The organism is Streptomyces sp. NPDC016677, from assembly GCF_055562815.1.
This window is the reverse complement of the sequence record NZ_JBVHEO010000002.1, coordinates 195,353-217,508: the sequence shown is the minus strand read 5'-3', so window position 1 is coordinate 217,508 and position 22,156 is coordinate 195,353. Positions and strand designations below refer to the sequence as shown.

The 22,156-nt window shown below is 74.4% G+C and carries 21 protein-coding genes; 9 read left to right on the top strand and 12 right to left on the bottom strand.

What is annotated here, in order from left to right:
- The first annotated feature begins 14 nt into the window (after nucleotides 1-14).
- Complete coding sequence (locus ACZ3IG_RS06295; RefSeq protein ID WP_467430518.1) at nucleotides 15-947, top strand: SDR family NAD(P)-dependent oxidoreductase; 933 nt, start codon at nucleotides 15-17, stop codon at nucleotides 945-947.
- 401 nt (nucleotides 948-1,348) lie between these two features.
- On the opposite strand, the gene ACZ3IG_RS06290 is transcribed toward ACZ3IG_RS06295, so the two are convergent.
- Nucleotides 1,349-2,212: a DMT family transporter gene (locus tag ACZ3IG_RS06290; RefSeq protein ID WP_467429550.1), complete on the bottom strand. Its 864-nt coding sequence runs from the start codon at nucleotides 2,210-2,212 to the stop codon at nucleotides 1,349-1,351.
- A gap of 56 nt (nucleotides 2,213-2,268) precedes the next feature.
- Entirely contained in the window at nucleotides 2,269-3,723 is a 1,455-nt protein-coding gene (locus tag ACZ3IG_RS06285; protein ID WP_467429547.1) for a benzaldehyde dehydrogenase, read from the bottom strand.
- Between the two features lie 147 nt (nucleotides 3,724-3,870).
- On the opposite strand from ACZ3IG_RS06285, the gene ACZ3IG_RS06280 reads away from it, so the two are divergent.
- From ACZ3IG_RS06280 to ACZ3IG_RS06260, 5 genes are all read left to right on the top strand, one after another.
- A complete protein-coding gene (locus ACZ3IG_RS06280) occupies nucleotides 3,871-4,317 on the top strand; it encodes a DNA-binding protein (RefSeq protein ID WP_467429546.1) in 447 nt (148 codons plus the stop codon).
- Between the two features lie 64 nt (nucleotides 4,318-4,381).
- Nucleotides 4,382-4,711, top strand: a complete 330-nt coding sequence (locus ACZ3IG_RS06275) for a hypothetical protein (protein ID WP_467429544.1) — start codon at nucleotides 4,382-4,384, stop codon at nucleotides 4,709-4,711.
- Nucleotides 4,712-4,907: 196 nt separating this feature from the next.
- A complete protein-coding gene (locus ACZ3IG_RS06270) occupies nucleotides 4,908-5,630 on the top strand; it encodes an FAD binding domain-containing protein (protein WP_467429542.1) in 723 nt (240 codons plus the stop codon).
- 208 nt (nucleotides 5,631-5,838) lie between these two features.
- The gene (locus tag ACZ3IG_RS06265) at nucleotides 5,839-6,234 is read left to right on the top strand and encodes a hypothetical protein (RefSeq protein ID WP_467429540.1); all 396 of its coding nucleotides are present in this window, start codon (nucleotides 5,839-5,841) and stop codon (nucleotides 6,232-6,234) included.
- Between the two features lie 115 nt (nucleotides 6,235-6,349).
- On the top strand, nucleotides 6,350-7,459 hold the full coding sequence (locus tag ACZ3IG_RS06260; protein WP_467429539.1) for a GNAT family N-acetyltransferase: 1,110 nt from the start codon (nucleotides 6,350-6,352) through the stop codon (nucleotides 7,457-7,459).
- On the opposite strand, the gene ACZ3IG_RS06255 is transcribed toward ACZ3IG_RS06260, so the two are convergent.
- The 3 genes from ACZ3IG_RS06255 to ACZ3IG_RS06245 all read right to left on the bottom strand — a co-directional run bounded on the left by ACZ3IG_RS06255 (nucleotide 7,442) and on the right by ACZ3IG_RS06245 (nucleotide 10,644).
- A complete protein-coding gene (locus ACZ3IG_RS06255; RefSeq protein WP_467429537.1) occupies nucleotides 7,442-8,395 on the bottom strand; it encodes a GlxA family transcriptional regulator in 954 nt (317 codons plus the stop codon). The genes ACZ3IG_RS06260 and ACZ3IG_RS06255 overlap by 18 nt on opposite strands.
- 21 nt (nucleotides 8,396-8,416) lie before the next feature.
- A complete protein-coding gene (locus ACZ3IG_RS06250; protein ID WP_467429536.1) occupies nucleotides 8,417-9,787 on the bottom strand; it encodes a M23 family metallopeptidase in 1,371 nt (456 codons plus the stop codon).
- A 116-nt stretch (nucleotides 9,788-9,903) separates the two neighbouring features.
- Nucleotides 9,904-10,644 carry a class I SAM-dependent DNA methyltransferase gene (locus tag ACZ3IG_RS06245; protein WP_467429534.1) on the bottom strand — a complete coding sequence of 247 codons (741 nt, stop codon included), beginning with the start codon at nucleotides 10,642-10,644 and terminating at the stop codon, nucleotides 9,904-9,906.
- A gap of 368 nt (nucleotides 10,645-11,012) precedes the next feature.
- Between ACZ3IG_RS06245 and ACZ3IG_RS06240 the strand changes: the two genes are divergently transcribed.
- The gene (locus ACZ3IG_RS06240) at nucleotides 11,013-12,107 is read left to right on the top strand and encodes a DUF4037 domain-containing protein (RefSeq protein ID WP_467429532.1); all 1,095 of its coding nucleotides are present in this window, start codon (nucleotides 11,013-11,015) and stop codon (nucleotides 12,105-12,107) included.
- Between the two features lie 10 nt (nucleotides 12,108-12,117).
- Here ACZ3IG_RS06240 and melA read toward each other — a convergent pair whose 3' ends face one another.
- The 6 genes from melA to ACZ3IG_RS06210 form a co-directional block, all read right to left on the bottom strand.
- A complete protein-coding gene (melA, locus tag ACZ3IG_RS06235; protein ID WP_467429530.1) occupies nucleotides 12,118-13,443 on the bottom strand; it encodes an alpha-galactosidase in 1,326 nt (441 codons plus the stop codon).
- Nucleotides 13,440-14,429: a carbohydrate kinase family protein gene (locus tag ACZ3IG_RS06230; RefSeq protein WP_467429529.1), complete on the bottom strand. Its 990-nt coding sequence runs from the start codon at nucleotides 14,427-14,429 to the stop codon at nucleotides 13,440-13,442. The genes melA and ACZ3IG_RS06230 overlap by 4 nt, the downstream gene beginning before the upstream one ends.
- A gap of 20 nt (nucleotides 14,430-14,449) precedes the next feature.
- Nucleotides 14,450-15,343: a carbohydrate ABC transporter permease gene (locus ACZ3IG_RS06225; protein WP_467429527.1), complete on the bottom strand. Its 894-nt coding sequence runs from the start codon at nucleotides 15,341-15,343 to the stop codon at nucleotides 14,450-14,452.
- The gene (locus ACZ3IG_RS06220) at nucleotides 15,340-16,293 is read right to left on the bottom strand and encodes a carbohydrate ABC transporter permease (protein ID WP_467429526.1); all 954 of its coding nucleotides are present in this window, start codon (nucleotides 16,291-16,293) and stop codon (nucleotides 15,340-15,342) included. The genes ACZ3IG_RS06225 and ACZ3IG_RS06220 overlap by 4 nt, the downstream gene beginning before the upstream one ends.
- 14 nt (nucleotides 16,294-16,307) lie before the next feature.
- A complete protein-coding gene (locus ACZ3IG_RS06215) occupies nucleotides 16,308-17,636 on the bottom strand; it encodes an ABC transporter substrate-binding protein (protein WP_467429524.1) in 1,329 nt (442 codons plus the stop codon).
- Nucleotides 17,637-18,101: 465 nt separating this feature from the next.
- Nucleotides 18,102-19,319 (bottom strand): S8 family peptidase, encoded by a 1,218-nt coding sequence (locus tag ACZ3IG_RS06210; protein WP_467429522.1) that lies wholly within the window; start codon nucleotides 19,317-19,319, stop codon nucleotides 18,102-18,104.
- Between the two features lie 369 nt (nucleotides 19,320-19,688).
- Here ACZ3IG_RS06210 and ACZ3IG_RS06205 point away from each other — a divergent pair, with 369 nt between their 5' ends.
- Together ACZ3IG_RS06205 and ACZ3IG_RS06200 are read left to right on the top strand one after the other, a co-directional pair.
- Nucleotides 19,689-20,954: a glycosyltransferase family 4 protein gene (locus ACZ3IG_RS06205; protein ID WP_467429521.1), complete on the top strand. Its 1,266-nt coding sequence runs from the start codon at nucleotides 19,689-19,691 to the stop codon at nucleotides 20,952-20,954.
- Nucleotides 20,951-21,880 (top strand): hypothetical protein, encoded by a 930-nt coding sequence (locus ACZ3IG_RS06200; protein WP_467429520.1) that lies wholly within the window; start codon nucleotides 20,951-20,953, stop codon nucleotides 21,878-21,880. Before ACZ3IG_RS06205 ends, ACZ3IG_RS06200 begins: the two co-directional genes overlap by 4 nt.
- Here the strand turns inward: ACZ3IG_RS06200 and ACZ3IG_RS06195 are convergent.
- Entirely contained in the window at nucleotides 21,864-22,124 is a 261-nt protein-coding gene (locus ACZ3IG_RS06195; protein ID WP_467429519.1) for a zinc-ribbon domain-containing protein, read from the bottom strand. The two genes, ACZ3IG_RS06200 and ACZ3IG_RS06195, sit on opposite strands and share 17 nt — an antisense overlap.
- Nucleotides 22,125-22,156 lie beyond the last annotated feature (32 nt).

Here is a 22,156-nt window from a genome sequence, read left to right as displayed (position 1 = left end):
GGGACGTCCCCCGGCTGCCCCGGGCCGACGGCCGGCTGTTCCTCGTCACCGGGGGCCACGCGGGCATCGGCTACTTCACCGCCGAACAGCTCGCCGCGACCGGGGCCACCGTGGTGCTCGGCAGCAGGAACCCGGCCAGGGCCACCGTCGCCCTGGACGCCCTCCGCTTCCGGGTCCCCGGCGCGCGGGTCCGGGCCCTGCGTCTGGACCTCGCCGATCCTGCCCCGCTCTGCGGCGCGGCGGACGCCCTCGGGTCGGAGCGGCTGGACGCCGTGGTGCTCAACGCCGGGGTCGCGCTCGACGATCCGCCCCGCGAGGAGACCGGCGACGGGCACGAGCTGATGTTCGGCACGAACCACCTCGGCCACTTCGCGCTGACCCGGTGGCTGCTGCCCCTGCTCTCGGCGGCGCCCGCGGGCCGGGTCGTGACCACGGGCAGCTTCGCGGCCAAGACCGAGCGGCTGGACCTGGACGACCTCCAGTCCCGGACCGGCTACCGGCCCAAACGTACGTACGGGCGGTCCAAGCTGGCGCAGATGTACTTCGGCCTCGAACTCGACCGGCGGCTGCGCGCCGCCGCCAGTGCGGTGACGAGCGTGGTGGTCCATCCGGGCGGCGCCCTGGACGGCCTGACGCCCGCGCGTCCGCCGGTCCACGAGCCGGGCCTGGACTCCCGGCTGGGCTCGGCGCCGGCCGCCGTCCTGGTGCGGGGCAAGCACGCCGGTGCCTGGCCGGCCGTCCGGGCGGTGCTCGACCCGGCCGTGCGCGGCGGGCAGCTCCGGGGGCCGCGCGTGTTCGGCCTGCAAGGCAGGCCGCGGCCCGAACCGGTGTGGAGCCACCTGACGGACACCGCCGTCGCGGCCCGGCTGTGGGCGGCGAGCGTCCGCCTCACCGGAGTCGACCCGGCCACCGCCCTCGGCCCGGCCCGGCCCGCTCGCCACCCGTGACCTCCGCCCGGCCCGCGGCGCGACGCGGCGAGCGCCGGGCGTACCGGACGCCGGGGGCGGCCCGGGACGGTCCGGGGGTGGGCGGTGCGAGGGGCGTCCGGGCCGGGACCGGGGCGCCGGCCGCCGCGTGACCTGCCCGCCGGTCGGGCCGCGGGGGCCTGGACGTCCGGTGCCGGCGCAGGGCGGTGCGGGCTGCCGCGGGGCCGGCGGCGCGGTGCCGGCACCGGTCCCTGGGCGCGGCCGTCGCACTGCTGTCTCGGCGCCGGCCCCCACAGACAGCCGCAGCCGTCGCACCACCCGGCCCCGGTCCGGTCCCACAGTCGCGCCCACGACCGTGATCACCGCGACGTCGGCCGGCCGGCAGAGCGTCGCTGCGGGGGGTCCGGTCGGCGGCGGGGACGTCAGTGTCCGGGGCGCAGGTCGATCCCGTGCCGGGCCAGGGACAGCACGCCCAGCACGACCAGGGCGACGCCGAGCGCCTGCGGCAGCAGCCACCAGCCGGTCCGCAGGTGTTCGAGGTAGAGGAACACGCCGAGCAGCAGGCTGACCGTCGCGTCCCCGAGGGTGAGGGCGGGCTGCGAGGCGACCAGCGGACCGCCCTGCATGGAGTGCTCCAGCAGCAGGACGGCGCCCACCCCGGCCGCGGCGAACGCGTACGTCTGCCACGCGGTCAGGAAGCCGGACACGCCGCCCGTGTCCAGCACCCGCATGGAGTCCTTCATCAGCGCCGCCGTCAGCGCGTAGCACACCGCGGTGGCCGCGCCCAGGCAGCCGGCCCGGGCCTTGCCGACGGGCCGCCGCAGCCCGGCCCCGGCCAGCAGCAGGGCCGCCGCCGCGCCGGCCGCCAGCCCGAACGCCCAGCGCGGGGCGGACACCTCGCCCTGGCCGCCGTACGGCGACGCCGCTCCCAGGGCGATGCCGAGTCCGGCCACCACGGCGGCCACCCCGGCCCACATCACCGGCGGCATCCGGCGCCCGGTCGACAGCGAGGCCAGCAGCAGCGCCAGCGGCAGCTCCAGGACGAACAGGGGCTGGACGAGCGAGAGCGGACCGGTCGCCAGCGCCGCCGCCTGGCCCGCCCCGGCGACCACCACGGCGAGCATCCCGGCGAGCCAGACGGGCCGCCGCAGCAGGTCGAGGACGAGTGAGAGGCGGAACCCCTGGGACTGCGGCACGGTCAGCGCGGCCCTGCGCTGCAGCACGGTGGCCGTGGCGTTGCTGAGCGCGGCGAGGAGCGCGAAGAGGACCGGCAGGAGGAAGCCCATCCACCGATCCTCGCCGTGCCCGGCGCCGGGCGCGCGCCGGGACCGGAACCCCGGGGTCAGAAGGGGTAGTCGGCGATGTCCGGGCTGACCGTGACCCACTGGGTCTCGGTGAACGCCTCCACATTGGCGGCCGCCCCGCCGAACCGCGACCCGGTGCCGGACGCCTTGACCCCGCCGAACGGCGCGTTCGGCTCGTCGTCGACGGTCTGCCCGTTGATGTGCACCTTCCCGGAGTCGACCAGGTCGGCGAGTTTCATCGCGGTGCCGACGTCGCCGAGGATGCCGACGGACAGCCCGTACTCGCAGTCGTTGACGATCCGCGCGGCCTCCTCGGGCGTCGCGAAGCCGATGACCGGCGCGACCGGCCCGAAGATCTCCTCCCGCCAGGCCGGCATGTCGGTCGTCAGGTCCGTCAGGACGGTGGCGCGGTAGCAGGCGCCGTCGATCTCGCCGCCCGCGGCCACGGTCGCGCCCGCCGCGACACTCTCGGTGACGATCGAGTGCACCCGCTCCAGCTGACGCCGGTCGATGATCGGACCGAGCGCCACGTCCTGGCGGGCCGGGTCACCGACCGGCAGCGCCTTCGCCTTCGCGGCGAGCGCGGCGGTGTACTCCGCCAGCAGCGACTCGTGCACGATGTGCCGGCCGGTCGTCATGCAGATCTGGCCCTGGTGCAGGTAGGAGCCGAACGCGCCCGCCGAGGCCGCCTTCGCCACGTCCGCGCCGGGCAGCACCACCAGGGCGTTGTTCCCGCCCAGTTCCAGATGGGCGCGCTTCAGCAGGCGGCCCGCCCGCTCCCCGATGGCCCGGCCGACCGGCGTGGAGCCGGTGAAGGAGACGACCCGGACCTCGGGCGCCTCGACCACCGCCTGTCCCACCGCGCCGTCGCCGGGCAGCAGGTGCAGCACACCCTCGGGCAGCCCGGCCTCCTCCAGCAGGCGCGCTATGACGACGCCGCCGCTGACCGCCGTGCGCGGGTCCGGCTTCAGCAGGACCGCGTTGCCCAGGGCGAGCGCGGGCGCCACCGACCGCAGGCCGAGGACGAGCGGGAAGTTGAAGGGGGCGATGACGCTGACGACCCCGGCGGGGCGGCGCCGGGCCAGCGACCAGCGGGCGGTCCCGGAGGCGAGCACCTCGCCCTGCGGGTGGCTCGGCAGTCCCGCGCACTCGAAGAACTCGTCGATGGCCAGCCCCACCTCGAAGGCCGCCTTGGCCCGCACCGACCCCGCCTCGCGCACCAGCCAGTCCTCGGCCTCGGCGGCGTGCCCGGTCAGCAGCTCGCCCGCGCGGCGCAGCACCGCGGCCCGCCGCTGCGGCGGGGTCGCCGCCCAGGCCCGCTGCGCCTCGGCGGCCCGGGCGGCGGCGCGGCCGGCGTCCTCGGGCGTGGCCAGTCCGACCGTGCCGAGCCGGTCGCCGGTGGCCGGCTCGATCACCGGCCGCGTCGCGGAGGCGTCCCGCCAGCCGTCGCTGAGGAACCTCTTGCCCCAGACCTCGCTGTCCAGAAGGGTCATCGCGCTGCTTCCTCTCGTCGTAGCCGGGCCGGTCACCTGGGACACGCTAGGCAGCGACACCCCGGACGCCAAGGTACGAGTGTGTTTGAACGACTTGTTCACCGTAATCAGTTGAACTCTCGTCGTTCATCGGGCATGCTGACCGTCATGTCCTCCAACCCGCCCTCCTCCGACGTGTTCTCCCCTCCGCAGCCGGAGCAGGCCCGCGCACAGCGGGTGTACGCCTCCCTGCTGCGCATCGCCGAACGGCACGCGGCCACCGACGCCCAGCGCCGCCGCCAGACCCACCCCTCGCTCATCGGCCCGCACGAGGCCGTCCGGCTCGTCTCGTTCCTGCTCAGCGGGGCGGCCGTGCCGGACGACGGCGAACCCGAGGTGGACCGGGCCGACATCACCGCCGCGCTGAGCCTGGTCCCGCTGGTCCGCGGTGAGCTGGACGAACTGGAAGCCGGCCTCCTGAAGATGGCCCGGGGCCGCGACATGACCTGGCACGAGATCGCCTTCGGCCTGGGCCTGGGCACCCCGCAGGCCGCCCGCCAGCGCTACGAGCGCCTGTCCGGCCGCGTCGACACCGACCCCGTGGGCTCGGACTGAGGCGCAGCTCAGAAGTGGCTCAAGTGGCTTGCCCGGTACGGCGTACGGCGTCGACCATGGCGGCATGTTCGGACGGAGCAAGCCCCTGGAACTCAACGTCCTGGTACTGCGGGACGCGGACGTGCTCGCCGCCGCGCTGCGCACGGCGCTGGCCGACGCCACGCCGGAGCAGCGGCCCGGACTGGAGCGTGCCGCCGAACTGGTGGAGCGGGCGGCGGCCGTACCGGACGCCGCGCTGCGCGCCCGCTGGGTCCATGAACGGCTCACCGCCGCCGGCCACCAGGGCCCCGTCGACTCGGTGCGCGCGATCAAGGCCCTGCGGATGTCGGCACCGGGCCTCGGGCTGGCCTCGGCCGTCCAGTTGACGAAGGAAGCGGCGGCGCACCGGCCGTAGCGCCGCCGGGCGTCGCGGCCGTACCGTTTCCCTGCCGTCGGGTCGTGCGCCCGGCGTAGAAGCGGCGCACGAACCTCCGACATGAGCCCTGTACGCGCCCCCGCGGGGGTGGGGCACAATGCGCCATGCCATCGATCATGTGGCTGAAGGTGCCGAACCTCGGCCACCGAGTTCCGAGGAAGGCAGGTCGGCCGCCGTGCTGTTGCGTCTGCCCACGTCCGTGTCCGAAGCTCAGGAGTACCTCGCCCAGGGAGCGGTTCCCATAGGCGGGGCGACGCTCGTCTGGGCGGGCTGGCAACGGGACGGCTTCCCCGAACTGGCCATGTCGCTGCGGAACCTGCCGGAGGCGAACGAGACGGGCCGCGAGACGCTGGGCGCGGCCGTGCTGCTGCACCAGGTCGACGAACGGGTGCCCGAGGTCCTGCGGCGCGCGGCCGGCACGGTGGGCACCGGAGCCGTGCGGCGCGCGGCCACGGTCGGCGGCAACATAGTGGGCAGCAGCCTGCGCTGCCTGCTGCCCGCCGCGCTGGTGCTGGACGCCCGGGCCACGGTGCTGTCCCAGGACCGCGTCTACGAGACCGACCTCACCGAACTGGTCGCCAAGCGACCGCTGTTGCTCTCCCTGCACTGGCGGTCGCCCCTGGTCAGCGGGTACCGCAAGATGCCCGCCGAGGCGGGCGGCCCGCCGCCCCTGGTCGTCGCCACCGCCGTGCACGCCGACGAGAACGGACACAGGCGGCTGCGGGTCGCCGTCCGCGACGGCTACGACGTCTTCAGCGAGAGCACCGACTGCGGCCCGGACTCCGCCCGGACCGCCGACACGCTGGACGCCTCCGCCCTCGGCTCCCTCCCCGCCGAGGCCCGGGCCGTGCTCCGCGAGCAGGTCACCGAGATCCTGGACCGCGCCGCCGAGCACTGAGCCCTCCCGCCTCCCCGGCAGACGGCACACGGTCCCGGACGGGCGCGCGGACGCCAACGTCCGGCGGCAGCGCGCCGATTCGGCGCGCGGGACTTGACGGGCCGGGACGCGCTCGGCCTACTGGAAGGCGCGGTCGGGCGCGTCCGGGGGAGCCGTCCGCCGCCGAGCCGTCGGCCGACCCCCGCCGAGACGCAGGGGCAGGAGTCCGATGGTGCGGCGTCGATGGGCAATGGCCTTGGTGCTGCTGCTCGCCTCGGTGCTGCTGAACCTCTGCGCGCCCGAGCCGTCACCGGACGGGGCCGCCCCCGCCGTGGCCGCGGCGGGCGTGGCCGCCCCGCCGGGTGACGGGGCGGCGGACGCCCAGGACGAGAGCCTCACCGAACCGGGCCCGTGCGAGGACGGCACGGCCGTCCGCCGCGCCGCGCCGCGCCCCGCGAGGACCGCGGGCGCGGCCGGCGCCGGATGCGCGGCCGACGGCGCCCCCGTGCGGGCGTCCGCGGCGGACCGCGACGCCACGGAACCCAGGGGCGCGTCCACCGCCGTACGGCCGGCCCCCCTCGGCCCGTCCCCGGGCGCCGATCTCCTGCGGACGTACCGCTGCTGAGCGGCGCGAGCGGTAACGGGGCCTGCGCCGTACGGCCCGCCGACTCCTGAGCCGGGACGCGGTGACGAACAGGCCCGGGTGTGTCCTCGATTCGACCACACGGGAGGCATCAGCCATGCCGGGACAGCGCATTCTCATTCTGCGGCCGGACGAACTGGGACCGGACGACATCAAGATGTGGCGGGAGATCCGCGCCCTGACCGGGGCACCGGCCAATCCCTTCCTCGATCCGGTGTTCACCGCGGCCGTCGGCCGGGTACGGCCCGGCGCCCGCGTCGCGGTCCTCCAGCAGGACGGCACGCCGGTCGGCTACTTTCCCTACGAGAAGGGCCCCTTGGGCCGGGGGCGGGCCATCGGACTCGGCGTCTCGGACTGCCAGGGGGCCGTCCTGCGCCCTGGGATCAGGATCGAGCCGCGCCGGCTGCTGCGGGCCTGCTCCCTGGCGTCCTGGGAGTTCGACAACCTGGAGGACGGCCAGGACGCCTTCGCCGCGCACGCCGTCGAGGAACTCGCCTCCCCGGTCGTCGACATCGAAGCCGGCTACGACCGCTACCTGGAGAGACTGCGCCGGGACGCCCCCGGGTTCCTCAGACAGACCCTCGCCAAGGAACGCAAGCTCGCCCGGCAGGTCGGCGAGGTCCGGTTCGTCCTGGACTCCCGGGACCCGGCCGTGCTGCGGGAACTCATGCGGTGGAAGTCGGCCCAGTACCGCCGCACGGGCCGGCGGGACCGCTTCGCGCAGGAGTGGATCAACGCCCTGGTGGGCCTGCTCGCGCAGAGCGGCGAACCGGAGTGCCGCGGACTGCTCTCCGTCCTCTACGCCGCCGGCCGCCCCGTCGCCGCCCACTTCGGGCTGCGCTCGGCCACGGTGCTCTCCTGGTGGTTCCCGGCGTACGACCGCGCCTACGGCAAGTACTCACCCGGCCTCGTGCTGCATCTGCGGATGCTGGAGGCCGCCGCGGCCGACGGGGTCCGGATGGTCGACCTCGGGACCGGACCGGCCCGCTACAAGGAGTCGTTCAAGACCCGCGACCTGCGGATGTACGAGGGCGCGGTGGTACGTCCGGTGCCGGGCGGCGCCGCCCACCTGCTGGCGCGGGAACCGGCCCGCGCCGCCCGGCGGTTCGTGCGCGCCCGGCCCCGGCTGGCGGCCGCCGCGGCGCGCACCCTGGCGGAGGCGGGCAGCCTGCGCGACCGGGTACGGGGGTCAGCCGGCGGGGGATGAGGCGAAGGTACGGCGGTAGGCGTGCGGGCTGACGCCCGTGGTGCGCTTGAACCGCTCCCGGAAGGCGGTGGGGGAGCCGAAGCCGACCTGCGCGGCGATGCGTTCGACGGGGTGGCGCGTGGTCTCCAGCAGGTGCTGGGCCTGCCGGACGCGGGCCCGGTGCAGCCACTGGAGCGGTGTGGTGCCGGTCTGTTCGCGGAAGCGCCGGATCAGGGTGCGGGTGCTGGTCCCGGCCTGGGCGGCGATGTCGTTCAGGGTGAGTTCGCGGTCCAGGTTCTCCTGGAGCCAGGTGAGCAGCGGTTCCAGTACGGAGCCCTGGGGCCGGGGCGCGTACTCGTGGACGATGAACTGCGCCTGCCCGCCCTCCCGTTCCAGCGGCATGACGGACAGCCGGGCGGCGTCGGCGGCGACGGCCGAGCCGTAGTCGCGCCGGATCAGGTGCAGGCACAGGTCGAGGCCCGCGGCGGCACCGGCCGAGGTGAGGATCTGCCCGTTGTCCACGTACAGCACGTCCGGGTCCACCTCGACCTCGGGATACCGGGCGGCCAGGGCGCCGGCCGCGGCCCAGTGCGTGGTGGCCCGCATGCCGTCGAGGAGGCCGGTGGCGGCCAGCGGGAAGGCGCCCGAGCAGATGGAGGCGATCCGCGTGCCGCCCTCGGCCGCCGCCCGCAGCGCGTCCCGGACGGCCGCGGGCAGCGGGACCGAGACGTCGGCCGTACCGGGCACGATGATCGTGTCGGCCCCCTGGAGCCCCTCCAGTCCCCAGGGGGCGCGCAGGGTGAACACCCCCGCGTCCACCTCCGGCTCCTGCGCGCACACCCGGATCCGGTAACCGGGACGCCCGTCCGGCAGCCGGGTGCGGGTGAACACCTCGACCGGCGTGGACAGGTCGAACGGGATCACCCGGTCCAGGGCGAGTACGGCGATGGTGTGCATGGCGGGATCACCGGAGGGTCGTCAGCCCGAGGGGGCGAGCCAGGGCTGGGGATTGGAGTAGTAGCCGTCGTAGATGACCTCGAAGTGCAGGTGCGGGCCGGTGGACAGGCCCGTGGAACCGGCCCGCCCGATCTGTGTCCCCGTCTCCACCGTCTGGCCCACGGCCACGTCGGTCGCGGACAGATGACTGTACGTCGTCTGCAGCCGCTTGCCCTCGATGGTGCCGTGGTCGATCACGACACGGTTGCCGTAGGCGCTGGTCGCCGCGGCGAACACGACCTGGCCGCCGCGCGCGGCGAACACCGGGGCGCCCTGCGGGGCGGCGAAGTCGATCCCGGTGTGCAGCTTGGTCACCCCGGTCAGCGGGTGCTGCCGGGAACCGTAGGGCGAGGTGACGGTGAGGCCGCTCACGGGCGCGGCCAGGATCGCGCCCGCCGCGGCGGGGGCCCCGCCCGAGCTCTCCCGGTCCAGCGCCTCGTACCGCGGCAGCAGCGCCTTGATCTCGGTGAGGTAGGTCCGCGCGTCGTCGGGCACCTTGCCGGCCCCGGCCACCTGGTCGACGCCGGCGGCGTAGGCGGCGAGCGTGAGGTCGACGAGGTCGCCGTTGACCAGGCCCTCGGTGCGCAGGTCGGTCACCTCGGCGGCCACGGAGCAGTCCTGCCGGCCGAGGGCCATGATGGCGTCCGCCGGGTCGCGGGGCGAGGAGCGCTTGTTGCCGTCGGCGTCCTTGCCCCAGCGTTTCCACTGGTCGTCGGTGAAGGCGGCGATGCCCTTCTGGCCGGAGAGTTCGCCCGTGTCGTCGCTCCAGCCGGAGAGCTGGTCGATCTGCGCGGCGAGCAGGGAGGGGGTGACGACCTCGCAGCCGTCGGCCGCCTTGCGCAGCCACGGGACGTAGGAGGCGTCGACACCGGCCGACGCGGCCTGCTCCGGGCCGGCCTCCTGCTCCGAGTCGACGGGGAAGCCACCGTTCAGCGCGAAGAAGCCCGCCACTCCGGACAGGGTCAGCAGGCCCGGCAGGACCAGCACGACGACCGGCCCGGGCCCCCGGCGCTTACGCCGTTCCTTCTGCTCGGGCGGCTGCCCGGACGGCTGCTCGTCGGGTACGGGCGCCGACGGGTCGAGAGGCGCGGGCGTGTCGGAAGGGGCTTGCGGACCAAGGGGTGCCGACGGGCCGGGAGGCCGCGGGTGCGCCGGCGGGGGAGGGGCGAGGTGCCCCTCCTCGGCGGGGACCCGGGGGCCGGGCACGGCCGGTGCCCCCGTCGTACGCTCGTCGTTCACCGGCCGCCCGCCACGGGAGTGACGGCGCCCTCGCGCGGTGGCCGGACCGTCGCTGCGACGGGTGTGGAACGGCACGCCGGGTACGGCGGCCGGGAAGACGTGATGCTCACGCACGGACGGTACCGTCCCGCCCCGGCGGCGTCAGGAGACACCGAGGCAGGACCGGCTGCCCGGAAGGGCAGCTCAGCCGGCCCCCGCGCCGGGGCGACGGGGCACGCCGGCGCCCGCCGTCAGCCCGCCGGCTTCTCCCACACCGACACGTGCCCGGTGCTCTCGCTGGTGAACGGCGCCCGCGACCACCCGTCCCAGCGGTCGCGCGGCCGCAGTCCGGCGAGCCGCGCCATCAGGTCGAGTTCGGCCGGCCACACGTACCGGAACGGAATGGACCAGTGCTCGGCGCGGCCGTCGACGACGGTGACGTAGTGGGAGCTCATGGCCTGGTTCACGACGTCGTAGGTGTCGAACGCCCAGCGCGTGCCGGAGATGTGGAACGGTACGGCGCTCTGCCCGGGCGGCAGGAGACGCAGGGCGGGCACCCCCACCTCGATCACGAAGTGGCCACCGGGCCGCAGGTGCCGCGCGGCGTTGCGGAAGCAGTCCACCTGGGCGTCCTGCGTGGTCAGGTTGTTGATGGTGTTGAACACCAGGTAGACGAGGGAGAAGGTGCCCGCCACCCGGGTCGTCGCGAAGTCACCGACCGTCACGTCGACGGTGTCACCGCCGGGCTTGGCGCGCAGCCGGGCCAGCATCGCCCGGGACACGTCGATGCCGTGCACCGCGACGCCGCGCGCGGCCAGCGGCAGCGCCAGCCGCCCGGTGCCCACGCCGAACTCCAACGCCCTTCCGTCCCCGGCGAGTCCGGCCAGCACGTCGACCACCGGGTCCACGGCCTCGGGCCGGAACAGGTCCGCCGCCGACTCGTCGTAGCCGGCCGCGATGGGTTCCGAGAAGTATCCGTCGTCATCGACCATCCGGGGACGCTACCGCCGCTCCCGCAGCGGGCGCCTCCCATTTTTTTCCGGTGCGGTCGCGGTGGGCACGGTCGCGTCCATACCCAGCGGTGGCGGGCCGGCCCCCGAGGGGTGCCCAGGGTGAGCGGCACTTCGCCGAGCAGGGTGGGGAGCGCGACGGGCAGCGGCAGCCGGCCCGCGGAGGAGACGACAGGGAAACCGAGAGCGGCCCGCCGGGCCGGGCGGTCGAGTTCCGTACGGCCCACGGTGCCCGGTCGGGCGCCGCGAGGTCGTCCGGCGGCGGGAGCGACCCGGCGTACCGAGGTGGAAGTACGGCACCCGGGGAAATGCGCTCGCCCGGCCGACCGCCCCTCCGGCACCCTTCCCGCATGACCACACCGCCGCCTTTCGTCCCCGGTCTCGAACTCTCCCGCCGCTTCTTCCACGAGGCCGTGCGGCCCCTGGTCGCGGAGGCCGCCCCTGGGATCGCGTACTCCGCCGCCCGGCTCGGCAGCGGCTCGGAGGTGCTCGGATTCGACACCGCCCGCTCCCGCGACCACGAGTGGGGACCTCGGCTGGAACTCTTCCTGCGGCCCGCGGACGTCGCCCGGTACGCCACGGCGATCAGCGAACGGCTCGCCGCGGGACTGCCCAAGACCTTCCTCGGCCACCCGACCCACCTGGTCCCCACCGACGAGGCGGGCATCCGCGTCATGGCCGCGACCGACGGTCCGGTCCGCCACGCGGTCGACATCACCGACCCCGGCACCTGGTTCACCGGGCGCCTCGGCTTCGACCCGTGCCGGGGCGTGACCCTTCGGGACCGGCTCTCCGCCCCGGCGCAACGGCTCGCCGAGGTGACCTCCGGCGACGTCTTCCACGACGGGCTCGGCGCCCTGACCACCGCCCGGGCCCGGCTCGACTGGTACCCGCACGACCTCTGGCTCCACGTGCTGGCCTGCCAGTGGCGCCGTCTCTCCCAGGAGGAGGCCTTCGTGGGCCGCTGCGGCGAGGTGGGCGACAAACTCGGTGCCGCCGTCGTCGCCGCCCGCCTGGTCCGCGACCTGATGCGGCTCAGCCTGCTGATGGACCGCCGCTATCCGCCGTACGCCAAGTGGCTCGGCAGCGCCTTCGCCCGCGTCCCCGGCGCGGCCGGGCTCGCCCCGGTGCTCCGCGCGGTCCTCGCCGCCACCGACCCGGACACCCGGGAGCAGCACCTGGCCACGGCGTACGAGACCGTCGCGGCCGAGCACAACCGGCTCGGCCTCACCGACCCGGTGGACCCGGCCACCCGTCCCTACCACGGCAGGCCCTTCCGGGTGCTGCGCGCCGAACGGTTCGCCGACGCGCTCACCGCCCGGATCACCGACCCGGCCGTCCGGGCCCTGCCGCCGGCCGGTGCCGTCGACCAGTTCGTCGACAGCACCGAGGTCCTCACCCGGCCCGCGGCGGCCCGTGCGGTGACCCGGCCGTGCACGGGCTGAGCGGCCTCCCTCAGGCGCCCAGCACCGCCCGCAGCGACGGCTGGAGCCGGTCCTCGTGCGCGCGGACCATGTCGTCGCACAGCCGCCAGATCTCCTCGACGGGCAGTGCCGCCGCCGTCGCCGGGTCGGTCATCGCCGCGTGCCGGATGTGCTTCGGGTCGTCCTCGGTCGCCGCGCGCACCACCAGGTCGGTGGTGCTGAGGTAGGTCCGGTTCAGGGCGGCGAGCTGCGGCGGCAGCGGACCGGTCCGGGTGGGCTGCACACCGGCGGAGTCGACCAGGCACGGGACCTCGACCGCGCCGCGGGCGGGGAGGTTGTCGATCAGGCCCCGGTTCGGCACGTTGCCGTACACCGTGCGCGGCGTCCCGGTCACGATGCTGTGGATGATCTGCGGCGCGTACTCCATGGTGCCCTCGACGGTGAGCGGCGCCCCGCAGGCCAGCGCGTCCCGGGTCCGCTCGTACTCGGCCACGTTGTCGTCCACGATGCCGAGGTAGGCCCCGATGGGCAGCCGCAGCCGGTCGACCTCGCCGGGGTGGTGCAGGAACCACGGCACGTACTCGGCGGAGTGCTCGCTGGTCTCGGTCGGGTAGTGGCCCAGGCGCCGGTACATGTCGACCCGGACCCGCCGGCGCAACTGCTCGTCCCCGGCGATGAGAGCGTCGAGGCGGGGGTACAGGTCGCGGCCCTCGTGCTCCCAGCGCAGCACCCACGCCTGGTGGTTGACGCCCGCCGCGTGGTAAGTGACCTCCTCGTAGGGGACGTCGACGAGGTCGCACAGGCCCCGCATCGTCCAGTACACCGAGTGGCACAGGCCGACCACCCGGGTCAGGCCGGTCGCCTCGGCCAGGTACTGCACGTTCATCGCCATCGGGTTGGTGTAGTTGAGCAGCCAGGCGTCGGGGCACACCTCGGCGATGTCCTGGCCGAGCGCCTTCAGCAGCGGGAAGGTGCGCAGCGCGCGGAAGACGCCGCCGACGCCGAGGGTGTCGCCGATGGTCTGGCGCAGCCCGTAGCGGGCCGGCACCTCGAAGTCGGTGCGGGTGGCCTCGCCCATGCCGACCTGCACGATGTTGATGACGAAGTCGGCGTCCACCAGTGCCTCGCGGCGGTCGGCGTGCGCGGTGACCGTCGGACGGGCACCGCGCACGCCGGCGATGTACCGGGCCGCCGCCTCGGCCGTGGCCAGGCGCTCGGCGTCGATGTCGTGCAGCGAGATGTGCGCGGTCTTCAGCTCGTCGAACGCGAACAGGTCGGCGAGCAGTCCCTGGGTGAAGACGACACTGCCGGCCCCGATGAAGGTGATCTTGGGGGCGGCGGGGTGAGCGGTGCTCATGCGGAGTTCTTCCGTTCGCGGACGAGGTTGCGGGTGGGGGTGAGGTCGCGGGTGACCTGGGCGAGGGCCTCGTCCCAGGTGGGCTGTGCGGTGGTGCCGCCGGGCGCGCGGGTGGACAGCGCGCCGCAGACGGCGGCGAGCCGGAGCGCCTCGGGCAGCGGCAGCCCGGCGAGCAGCCCGGCCACGAAACCGGCGTCGAAGCTGTCACCGGCGCCCACCGTGTCCACCGGCCGGACCGGGAAGGCGGGGGTGCGGGTGACGGTGTGCCCGTCGTGGCAGAGCGCACCCTCGGCGCCGTCCTTGACGACGGTCACGGGGCCGCGCCCGGCGAGCGCGGCGGCGGCTGCCACGAGGTCCTCGGCGCCGCCCAGCTTCCGGGCCTCGGCGGCGTTGGGCAGCAGGTAGTCGGTGTGCGGGAGGACGGCGGCCAGGCCCGGCGGGTCCCAGTGGCCGGCCGGGTCGTCGTTGGTGTCGAGGGAGGTCGTCGCGCCGTGGGCGCGCGCGGCGCGCATCAGTTCGGGCAGCCCGGCGGCGAGTCGCGGCAGCAGGAAGTAGGAGGCGAAGTGGACGTGCCGGGCGGTGGCCGGCAGCTCGGCCGGTATGTCGGCCGGGGTGGTGGCGCGCAGGGTGCCCGGCGCGGTGACGATGGCCCGGTCGGACCGGGCCCCGTCGCGGGTCAGGACGACGGTGAGCGGCGTCGGCAGCTCCGGGTCGGTGCGCAGCCCCCGGGTGTCCACCCCGCGCGCGGTGAGGGTGTCCCGTACGTAGCGCCCGGCGTCGTCGTCGCCGACCCGGCCGGCGAACGCGACCCGCAGACCGAGGCGGGCCGCCCCGCAGGCCATGATCGCGGCCGAGCCGCCGAGGGTGAGGGCGCCGCCGGGCACGAGCTGTTCGTGCTGGCCGAAGGCGAGCGGGGCGTCGAGGGGACCGAGGACGACGTCGGGGTTGGCGTCCCCGACGACGAGCAGGTCGAAGGTGTGCGGCATGGGCCTTTCCCTGGGAGTCACTAGCCTTTGAGGCCGCTGGAGGTGATGGACTGGATGAAGGTCTTCTGCGCGCCGAGGAAGGCGAGCAGCACGGGCAGCACGGTGAGCACGTTGCCGGCCATCACCGCGGACCACCTGGTGTGGTGCTGTCCCTGGAAGGTGGTCAGCCCCAGTTGCAGCGTGTACTGCGTGTCGTGGTTGATGGCGATCAGCGGCCAGGTCAGGTCGTTCCAGGTGGTCAGGAAGGTCAGGACGGCCACCGTGCTCAGCGCCGGGCGGGACAGCGGCAGCACGATGCGGAACAGCACCCGCAGCCGCGAACACCCGTCGATCCAGGCGGCCTCCTCCAGCTCCCGGGGCAGCGAGAGGAAGAACTGCCGCAGCAGGAACACCGCGAACGGGGTGACCAGCGACGGCACGATGAGCGCGCCGAGGGTGTCGATCAGACCCAGCTTCCTCATCACCAGGAACGTCGGGATCATGGTCAGCTGGAACGGCACGGCCATCGTGGCCAGCATCAGCCCCAGCAGCACCCGCGACCCCGCGAACCGCATCCGGGCGAAGGCGTATCCGGCGAGCGCGCCGAACAGCAGGTTGGCGGCGACGGTGACGGCGGAGACGATCAGCGAGTTGGCGAACCAGCGCGGGAACATCGCGTTGCCGAGCACATAGCGGTAGCCGCCGAGGTCGATGCCGGAGGGCCACAGCGCGGGCGGGAAGCGGTTGATCTCCGCGTCGCTCATCAGGGAGCTGAGCAGCAGCCACACCAGCGGCACCGCGAAGGTCAGCGCGAGCGGCGCCAGCAGCAGGTGCCAGGGGCTGAACGGCAGCCGTCGGCGGCGCCGTTCGGACTCGGCGGGCCGGGCCGGGCGGGCGGGGGCGGTGCCGGGCCGGGCGGTGGTGGTCGCCGTCATGAGCGGGCCCCTTCCGGACGGTGGCGCTCACGGCGCCGGGCGAGGCGTACGGTCCCGGCGGCGAGGCCCAGGGCGACGGCCAGGACGTAGGCGGCCGACGCGCCGTAGCCGGCGGTGGCGTTCTTGAACGCCTGCTCCCAGATGAAGTAGACGATCACGGTGGTGGAACCCAGCGGCCCGCCCTTGGTGGTGACGTACACCAGGTCGAACACCTGGAGGGACTGGATGGTCTGCCACAGCACCAGGAAGACGGTGACCGGGGTGAGCGTGGGCAGGGTGACGTGGCGCAGCAGGTGCAGCCGGCCCGCGCCGTCCAGCCGGGCGGCCTCCACCAGGGACTGCGGGACGTCCTGGAGGGCGGCGAGGTAGACCACGACGCAGAAACCGGTGCCGCTCCACAGCGTGATCGCCACCAGCACCGGCAGGGCCTGCCCGGGGTCGGTGAGGAACCCCTGCGGGGAGACACCGAGCCGGTGCAGGACGGAGTTGGCGGCGCCGAACTCCGGGTCCAGGACGAAGGAGAACAGTACGCCCTGCGCGGTGGCCGACAGCACGAACGGTACGAAGATCAGGGTGCGGTAGAGGCCGACGAGCCGGATGCGGCGGTTCAGCACCAGGGCGAGCAGCAGGCCGCCGAGCAGGCTCAGTGGCACGTACAGCACCGTGTAGAGCAGGGTGTTGCGCACGGCCTGGCCGAAGTGCGGGTCCTGGGCGAGGGCGCGGTAGTTGTCCAGGCCGACCCAACGGCTGGGCGTGACCAGGTCGCTGGCCTGGAAGGACAGCAGCAGCGACCAGACGACCGGGACGACGCTGAGGCCCAGGACGATCAGGACCGCGGGGGAGACGTAGGCCCAGGCGGTGGCCGTCTCGGCGCGGCGTTTGCGTACGAGGGCCCGGCGCCGGCCGTCCGGCGGGTCCGCGAGGGTGATGGCTCGGGGCAGTCGCTCCATGGCGTGATGGCTCCTCAACGCGGTATGAGCAGGGCGGCGTCGGCTTCGTCGGCGCAGGACCGCAGGGCGGCCTCGGGACTGCTGCGGCCGAGCAGCACGGAGACGATGGCCCGGCCGAGCGCCTGCGAGACCTCCGGGTAGGCCGGGTGGACGGGACGGACGCGCGCGCTGTCGAGGGCCTTGGTGAACACCGACAGGCCCGCGGTCTCCTCGACCTCGCGCCGCCAGGCCGGCTGGGCCTCGGCGCGGCGGCTGAGCGGGAGGCTGCCGGCGCCGACGGCCCAGCGGACGTCCTGGGCCGGCCGGGTGAGCCAGGTGACGAAGGTGCGGGCGGCCCGGGAGCGGGCGGCGCCGTTGTCGAACAGGGTCCAGGTGTCGGGGCCGGAGATGGTGACCGGCCTGCCGCTGAAGCTGGGCAGCGGGACGACGTGGTGGTCGATCCCCGCCTGCCGGATGTCGGGCAGTTGCCAGGGACCGGTGACCACCATGCCCATCCGGCCGGACTGGAAGACCTGGTACATCTGCTCGCTGCCGGGCTTGGGGTCGACGTACACGCTCCGGTCGCGGACCAGGCCGGCCACCACCTCCAGGGCGCGGACCCCGCTGTCGGCGAAGCCGATGCCCTTGCCGCTGCCGTCGACGACATCGCCGCCGAGGTCCCAGATCATCGGCCACAGCCGCCAGACGGTGTCCTCGTCGCCGGTGCCGGGCCAGCCGGTGCCGAACCGGCCCGCGGCCTTGTCGGTCAGCCGCCGCGCGGTCTCGGTGAAGTCCCCCCAGGTCCAGCCGGTCTCGGGCAGGTCCACGCCCGCCTCGCGGAACAGCCGCTCGTTGCAGACGACGGCGAGCGCGTCGAGCACCGCGGGCGCCGCCCTGACCCGGCCGTTGACGGTGACGGCGTCCCGGGCGGCGGCCCAGTAGTTCTTCCACGGCAGGGGACCGGAGTCCACCGTGTCGGTGAGGTCGACGACCTGCGGGCCGCGGGCGACCCGGGCCAGGTCCGAGCCGAAGACGTACGCGATGTCGGGGTAGGAGCCGGCGGCGAGGGCGGCGGTCACCTTCTGCAGCATCACGTCCGACAGCACCCCGCCGCCCAGGTCGACCCGGATCCTCGGGTGCTCGCGCTCGAAGTCGGCGACGAGCCTCTGCAGGACCTTCTTGGCCGTGTCGGCCTGGCCGTGCCACACCTCGATGGTGACCGTGCCGTCGGCGGCGACTCCGTCGTCCGTCCCGGCCCCGCACCCGGAGACGGCCGCCCCGGCGGCCCCGGCGAGCAGGGCGCCCCCGCCGGCCCGCAGCACCCCGCGGCGCGAGGGCCGGACACCGCGTCGGACCGTGTCCATCTGTACCTCCAGGCAGGTGCTTGTCGCTCGGCGGGGCGCGACGGCCGGCGGCCGCGACCCGGTGTCAGGCGGTGAGGGTGGGAGTGACGGTGTCAGGGGGGAGGGACCCGCGGACGGCTCATGGCACGAGCTCCCGATCTGGTGGGCACGGCCCCGCCTCGGACACCGTGGGCGGTCCTGGCGACTCGGGCCGGACTCCTGGCGCGGGGCCAGCTACCGGCTGGGCGTACCTCTGGCGCCGGCCGGGTGACGACGTCGGCGCTGACCGGGAGTAAATCGACCGGATCCCGACCGTGTCAAGGGTCCGAAACGCCTGAGTTGGTGATCGGGGCTGATTGAGAGGGTGCAGTTTCAAGCAGGTTCGAGCAATCCGTCGGGCTCGGAGCATACGAAATGCCCCCGGAGGCGGGTGGCCTCCGGGGGCATTTCGTGCCGGACGGATCACATCACGGGATCACCGCGTCATCAGGGAACGATCTTCAGGAGCAGGTTCGGCGAGCCGGTGCCCGCGCTGGTGACCTTGCCGGTCGTCGCGCCGCTCGTCAGGGCCGAGGACACCTGCGCGGGGGTGGCGGAGGTGTGGCCCGCCAGGTAGACCGCGGCGGCGCCCGCCACGTGCGGCGTGGCCATGGACGTACCGGAGATGGTGTTGGTCGCCGTGTCGCTGGTGTACCAGCCGGCCGTGATGGAGGAGCCGGGCGCGAAGATGTCCAGTACGGAACCGTAGTTGGAGTAGCTGGCCCGGGCGTCCGCGCTGGTGGTGGCGCCGACGGTGATGGCCTCGGTGACCCGGGCGGGGGAGTACGAGGAGGCGTTGGCGGCGCTGTTGCCCGCGGCGATCGCGTAGGTGACGCCGCTGGCGATGGAGTTGCGGACGGCCGTGTCCAGGGTGGTGGAGGCGCCGCCGCCGAGCGACAGGTTGGCGACCGAGGGGCCCGAGTGGTTGGCGGTCACCCAGTCGATGCCCGCGATGACGCCGGCCGTGGTGCCCGAACCGCTGTTGTTGAGCACACGGACCGCGACGATCTTCGCCTTCTTGGCGACGCCGTAGGTGCTGCCCGCGATCGTGGTGGCCACGTGCGTGCCGTGGCCGTTGCCGTCGGACGCGGTGGTGTCGCCGTCGACGGCGTCGTAACCGTAGGAGGCCCGCCCGCTGATGTCGCCGTGGGTGATGCGGACGCCGGTGTCGATGACGTACGCCGTCACGCCGCTGCCCGCGGTGTCCGGGTAGGTGTACGTGCCGGAGAGCGGCAGGGAGGTCTGGTCGACGCGGTCCAGGCCCCACGGGGCGCTGGACTGCGTGGTGTCGGCGAGCGTGACGCGCTGGTCCTGCTCGACGGAGGCGACGGCCGGGTCGGCGGCGAGGCGCTTGGCCTCGGTGGCAGAGAGGGTCGCGGTGTAGCCGTTCAGCGCGCTCCTGAACGTCTTCTTCACCGTGCCGCCGTACTCCTCGACGACGTCCTTGCCGGCCGCCGAGGACGCCTTGAGCCCGCTGTCCTTCTTGAGCGTGACGATGTAGCTGTCCTTGACCGCCGTGGGGGAGCCGGCCGCGAGGACGGTGCCCTCGGCCCGGGCGGCCTGGGCGGCCTGGGCGGGTATCGCGGTGAGCCCGCCGGTCAGGGCGGCGGCCACGACGCCGACGGTCGCGGCGAACTTGAGTCTCTTGCTCCGCAGGTGTGCCATGACGAGGGAGTCCTCCTCTGGGCGGCGCGCGCCCGGGGTGGGGCACGCGTCTGTGGGGGGTGTGCGCGGGATCGCGCACACGGCCCGGGGAGCGTCGTGTTCCGCTCCGGACCGGGGTACAGCCTCGACCAACCACCGGTGCCCGACAAGGGAGTTGAACACCTGTCAACGAATCTGTCATGAGCACGAAATATGTCAAGGTCGTCGAAGGGTCGGGGAGAGTTGGTGAAGGCGGGGCGGGCGCGGTCGGGTCCGATGGCGCCGAGCGGCGCGCCGCGTCGCGCCGCTCGGGAAACGCCTGGTGAACAGGTGGACCACGAAGTGATAACGGCGGACAACCGTTCGTACGCGCATCCGGTCTAGTCCCTCATGAAGATCTCTTTCCTCCTGCACAACGCCTACGGGATCGGAGGCACGATCACCACGACGTTCAACCTGGCCCAGGCCCTGGCCGAGCGGCACACCGTGGAGATCGTCTCCGTGCTGCGGCACCGGGAGCGCCCCAACTTCACCCTGGACCCCCGGGTGTCGCTGAGACCCCTGGTGGACCTGCGGCAGGAGAAGGAGCATCCGCAGCACCTGCGGCCGGCGAAGGTCTTCCCGGCCGCCGAGTACCGCCACCACCAGTACAGCGAGCTCACCGACGAGCGGATCGGCGCCTGCCTGGCGGACATCGACGCCGACGTCGTCGTAGGCACCCGCCCCGGACTCAACGTCCACCTCGCGCTCCAGGCACCCGAGCGCGTCGCCCGCGTCGGACAGGAACACCTCACCCTGGACAACCACCCCTCCCGGCTGCGCACCGCGCTGCGCCGCGCCTACCGCCGGCTCGACGTGCTCACCACGGTCACGGAGGCGGACGCCGCCGCCTACCGGCGCAAGATGCGGCTGCCCGGCGTCCGGGTCGAGGCCCTGCCCAACAGCGTCCCCGACCCCGTGCTGCCGCCCGCGGACGGCGGCGCCAAGCTGGTGATCGCGGCCGGCCGGCTGGTCCCGGTCAAGCGGTACGACCTGCTGATCGAGGCGTTCGCCCGGGTCGCCGCCGAACACCCCGACTGGTCCCTGCGCATCTACGGCAAGGGCGAGGAGCACGACCGGCTGCGCGCCCTCGTCGAACGGCTCGGCCTGACGGACAACGTCTTCCTGATGGGCGCCGCCGCCCCCATGGAGGCCGAGTGGGTCAAGGGCTCGATCGGGGCCGCCGCCTCCAACTTCGAGCCGTTCGGCATGACCATCGTGGAGGCCATGCGGTGCGGGCTGCCGGTGGTCAGCACCGACTGCCCCTACGGCCCCGGCGAGATCATCCAGGACGGCGTCGACGGCCGGCTGGTCCCCGTCGGCGACCCCGCGGCCTTCGGTGACGCGCTCCTCGAACTGGTCCGGGACGACGAACGGCGCCGCCGTATGGGCCGGGCGGCGCTGGAGAACGCGCGACGGTTCGCCCCGGACCCCGTGGTGCGCCACGCCGAGCGCCTGTTCGAGGAGGCGTGCGCGGCCCGGCGCTCCGGACGGCCCGTCACCCAGGGCCGCGACCCGGTGCGCCAGGTCCTGATCGGTCAGGGCTACGCGGCACGGGACGCCGTGCACGCCACGGGCAGCAGCGCGCTGCACACGATACGAAGGGGACGGCGATGACCACGGAGCGCCTCACGGAGCGCCTCACGGAGCGGGGCACGGGGCACGGCACGGAACGCGCCACGGGACACGGCGCGGAGCACGGCGTGGAACCGCGCGTCGGCTGCACGGTGGAGACGGACGGCCGGATCACCTTCGGCCTGCGCCTTCCCCCGGCCACCGCGGACGCACGGCTGCTGATCCGGCTGCGGCCCAAGAAGGGGAAGTCCGAGAAGGGACAGCCCGCGGAGATCCACCACTGCCTCGCCCTCGACGCGACGGAGGACGGCCACCACACCGCCGTACTGCCGGCCGGGACGGCACTGGCGGAGGGCCGGTGGGACGTGTACCTGCTCGACGGACCGGACGGCGAACGGCGCCGCCTGCGCCCCGGCCTGCGCGACCTGCGCGCCCTCGTGGACGGCCACACCCGTGACCGTTCCGCGCCGGTGGCGGTCCGGATCCCGTACGCCACCAAGGACGGGTTCCTGGCGATACGGGCCTGGCTGCGCGACGCCCACGCCGAGGCCGGCGGCATCACGGCCGCCGAGGGAACGCTCACGGTCGCGGCCCGGCTGCACGGCGCGGTGTTCGGGGAGGGGGCCGCCGTACGGCTGCGGCTGCGCGGCACCCGCACCGAACGGTCCGTCGCACCCCGGCTCGCCGACGACCGCCGGGACTTCACCTTCACCGTCGGCCTCGCCGACCTGGTCGCCGGCACCGGCACGGAGACGGACACCGGGACCGGCACCGGGCAGCGCGTCTGGGACGTCTTCGTCCGGCCCGCCCGGTCCGCACCGCAGGTCCGCGTGGCCCGTCTCCTGGACGACATCGCGGACCGCAAGGACATCCACGTCCAGCCCGCGGTCGCCGTCGGTGAAACGGTCGTACGCCCCTACTACACCGTCGACAACGACCTCGCCGTGGCGGTCACACCGGCGGGCTGACGGTGCCGCTCGCGCCCTGCGCCCGCAGCCGCTCCGCCTCCTGGCCGGTCAGCTTCCGCTCCGCGCCGCAGAACGTGCACTGGGTCGTGTACTTCGTCGACACCGGGAACAGCGGCACGAAGAACAGGGTGAACTTGGTGACCCGCTTGCGGAGCGTGTGGGCGGCGGGATTGCCGCAGTGGCCGCACACCAGCGTCAGTACCGCCAGCTGGTAGAGGTACCCCTTGGTGCCAAAAATGATCATGACGGTCCTTCCCCGTGCGGTTCCTGCCGCCA

Coding starts and splice junctions, on each gene's coding strand:
- ACZ3IG_RS06200 (WP_467429520.1), top strand. CDS start 20,951: ATGACCACGGAGCGCCTCACGGAGCGCCTCACGGAGCGGGGCACGGGG.
- melA (WP_467429530.1), bottom strand. CDS start 13,443: ATGAGCACCGCTCACCCCGCCGCCCCCAAGATCACCTTCATCGGGGCC.
- ACZ3IG_RS06260 (WP_467429539.1), top strand. CDS start 6,350: ATGCCGGGACAGCGCATTCTCATTCTGCGGCCGGACGAACTGGGACCG.
- ACZ3IG_RS06195 (WP_467429519.1), bottom strand. CDS start 22,124: ATGATCATTTTTGGCACCAAGGGGTACCTCTACCAGCTGGCGGTACTG.
- ACZ3IG_RS06240 (WP_467429532.1), top strand. CDS start 11,013: ATGACCACACCGCCGCCTTTCGTCCCCGGTCTCGAACTCTCCCGCCGC.
- ACZ3IG_RS06290 (WP_467429550.1), bottom strand. CDS start 2,212: ATGGGCTTCCTCCTGCCGGTCCTCTTCGCGCTCCTCGCCGCGCTCAGC.
- ACZ3IG_RS06215 (WP_467429524.1), bottom strand. CDS start 17,636: ATGGACACGGTCCGACGCGGTGTCCGGCCCTCGCGCCGCGGGGTGCTG.
- ACZ3IG_RS06265 (WP_467429540.1), top strand. CDS start 5,839: ATGGTGCGGCGTCGATGGGCAATGGCCTTGGTGCTGCTGCTCGCCTCG.
- ACZ3IG_RS06245 (WP_467429534.1), bottom strand. CDS start 10,644: ATGGTCGATGACGACGGATACTTCTCGGAACCCATCGCGGCCGGCTAC.
- ACZ3IG_RS06255 (WP_467429537.1), bottom strand. CDS start 8,395: ATGCACACCATCGCCGTACTCGCCCTGGACCGGGTGATCCCGTTCGAC.
- ACZ3IG_RS06280 (WP_467429546.1), top strand. CDS start 3,871: ATGTCCTCCAACCCGCCCTCCTCCGACGTGTTCTCCCCTCCGCAGCCG.
- ACZ3IG_RS06205 (WP_467429521.1), top strand. CDS start 19,689: ATGAAGATCTCTTTCCTCCTGCACAACGCCTACGGGATCGGAGGCACG.
- ACZ3IG_RS06275 (WP_467429544.1), top strand. CDS start 4,382: ATGTTCGGACGGAGCAAGCCCCTGGAACTCAACGTCCTGGTACTGCGG.
- ACZ3IG_RS06220 (WP_467429526.1), bottom strand. CDS start 16,293: ATGGAGCGACTGCCCCGAGCCATCACCCTCGCGGACCCGCCGGACGGC.
- ACZ3IG_RS06285 (WP_467429547.1), bottom strand. CDS start 3,723: ATGACCCTTCTGGACAGCGAGGTCTGGGGCAAGAGGTTCCTCAGCGAC.
- ACZ3IG_RS06225 (WP_467429527.1), bottom strand. CDS start 15,343: ATGACGGCGACCACCACCGCCCGGCCCGGCACCGCCCCCGCCCGCCCG.
- ACZ3IG_RS06210 (WP_467429522.1), bottom strand. CDS start 19,319: ATGGCACACCTGCGGAGCAAGAGACTCAAGTTCGCCGCGACCGTCGGC.
- ACZ3IG_RS06230 (WP_467429529.1), bottom strand. CDS start 14,429: ATGCCGCACACCTTCGACCTGCTCGTCGTCGGGGACGCCAACCCCGAC.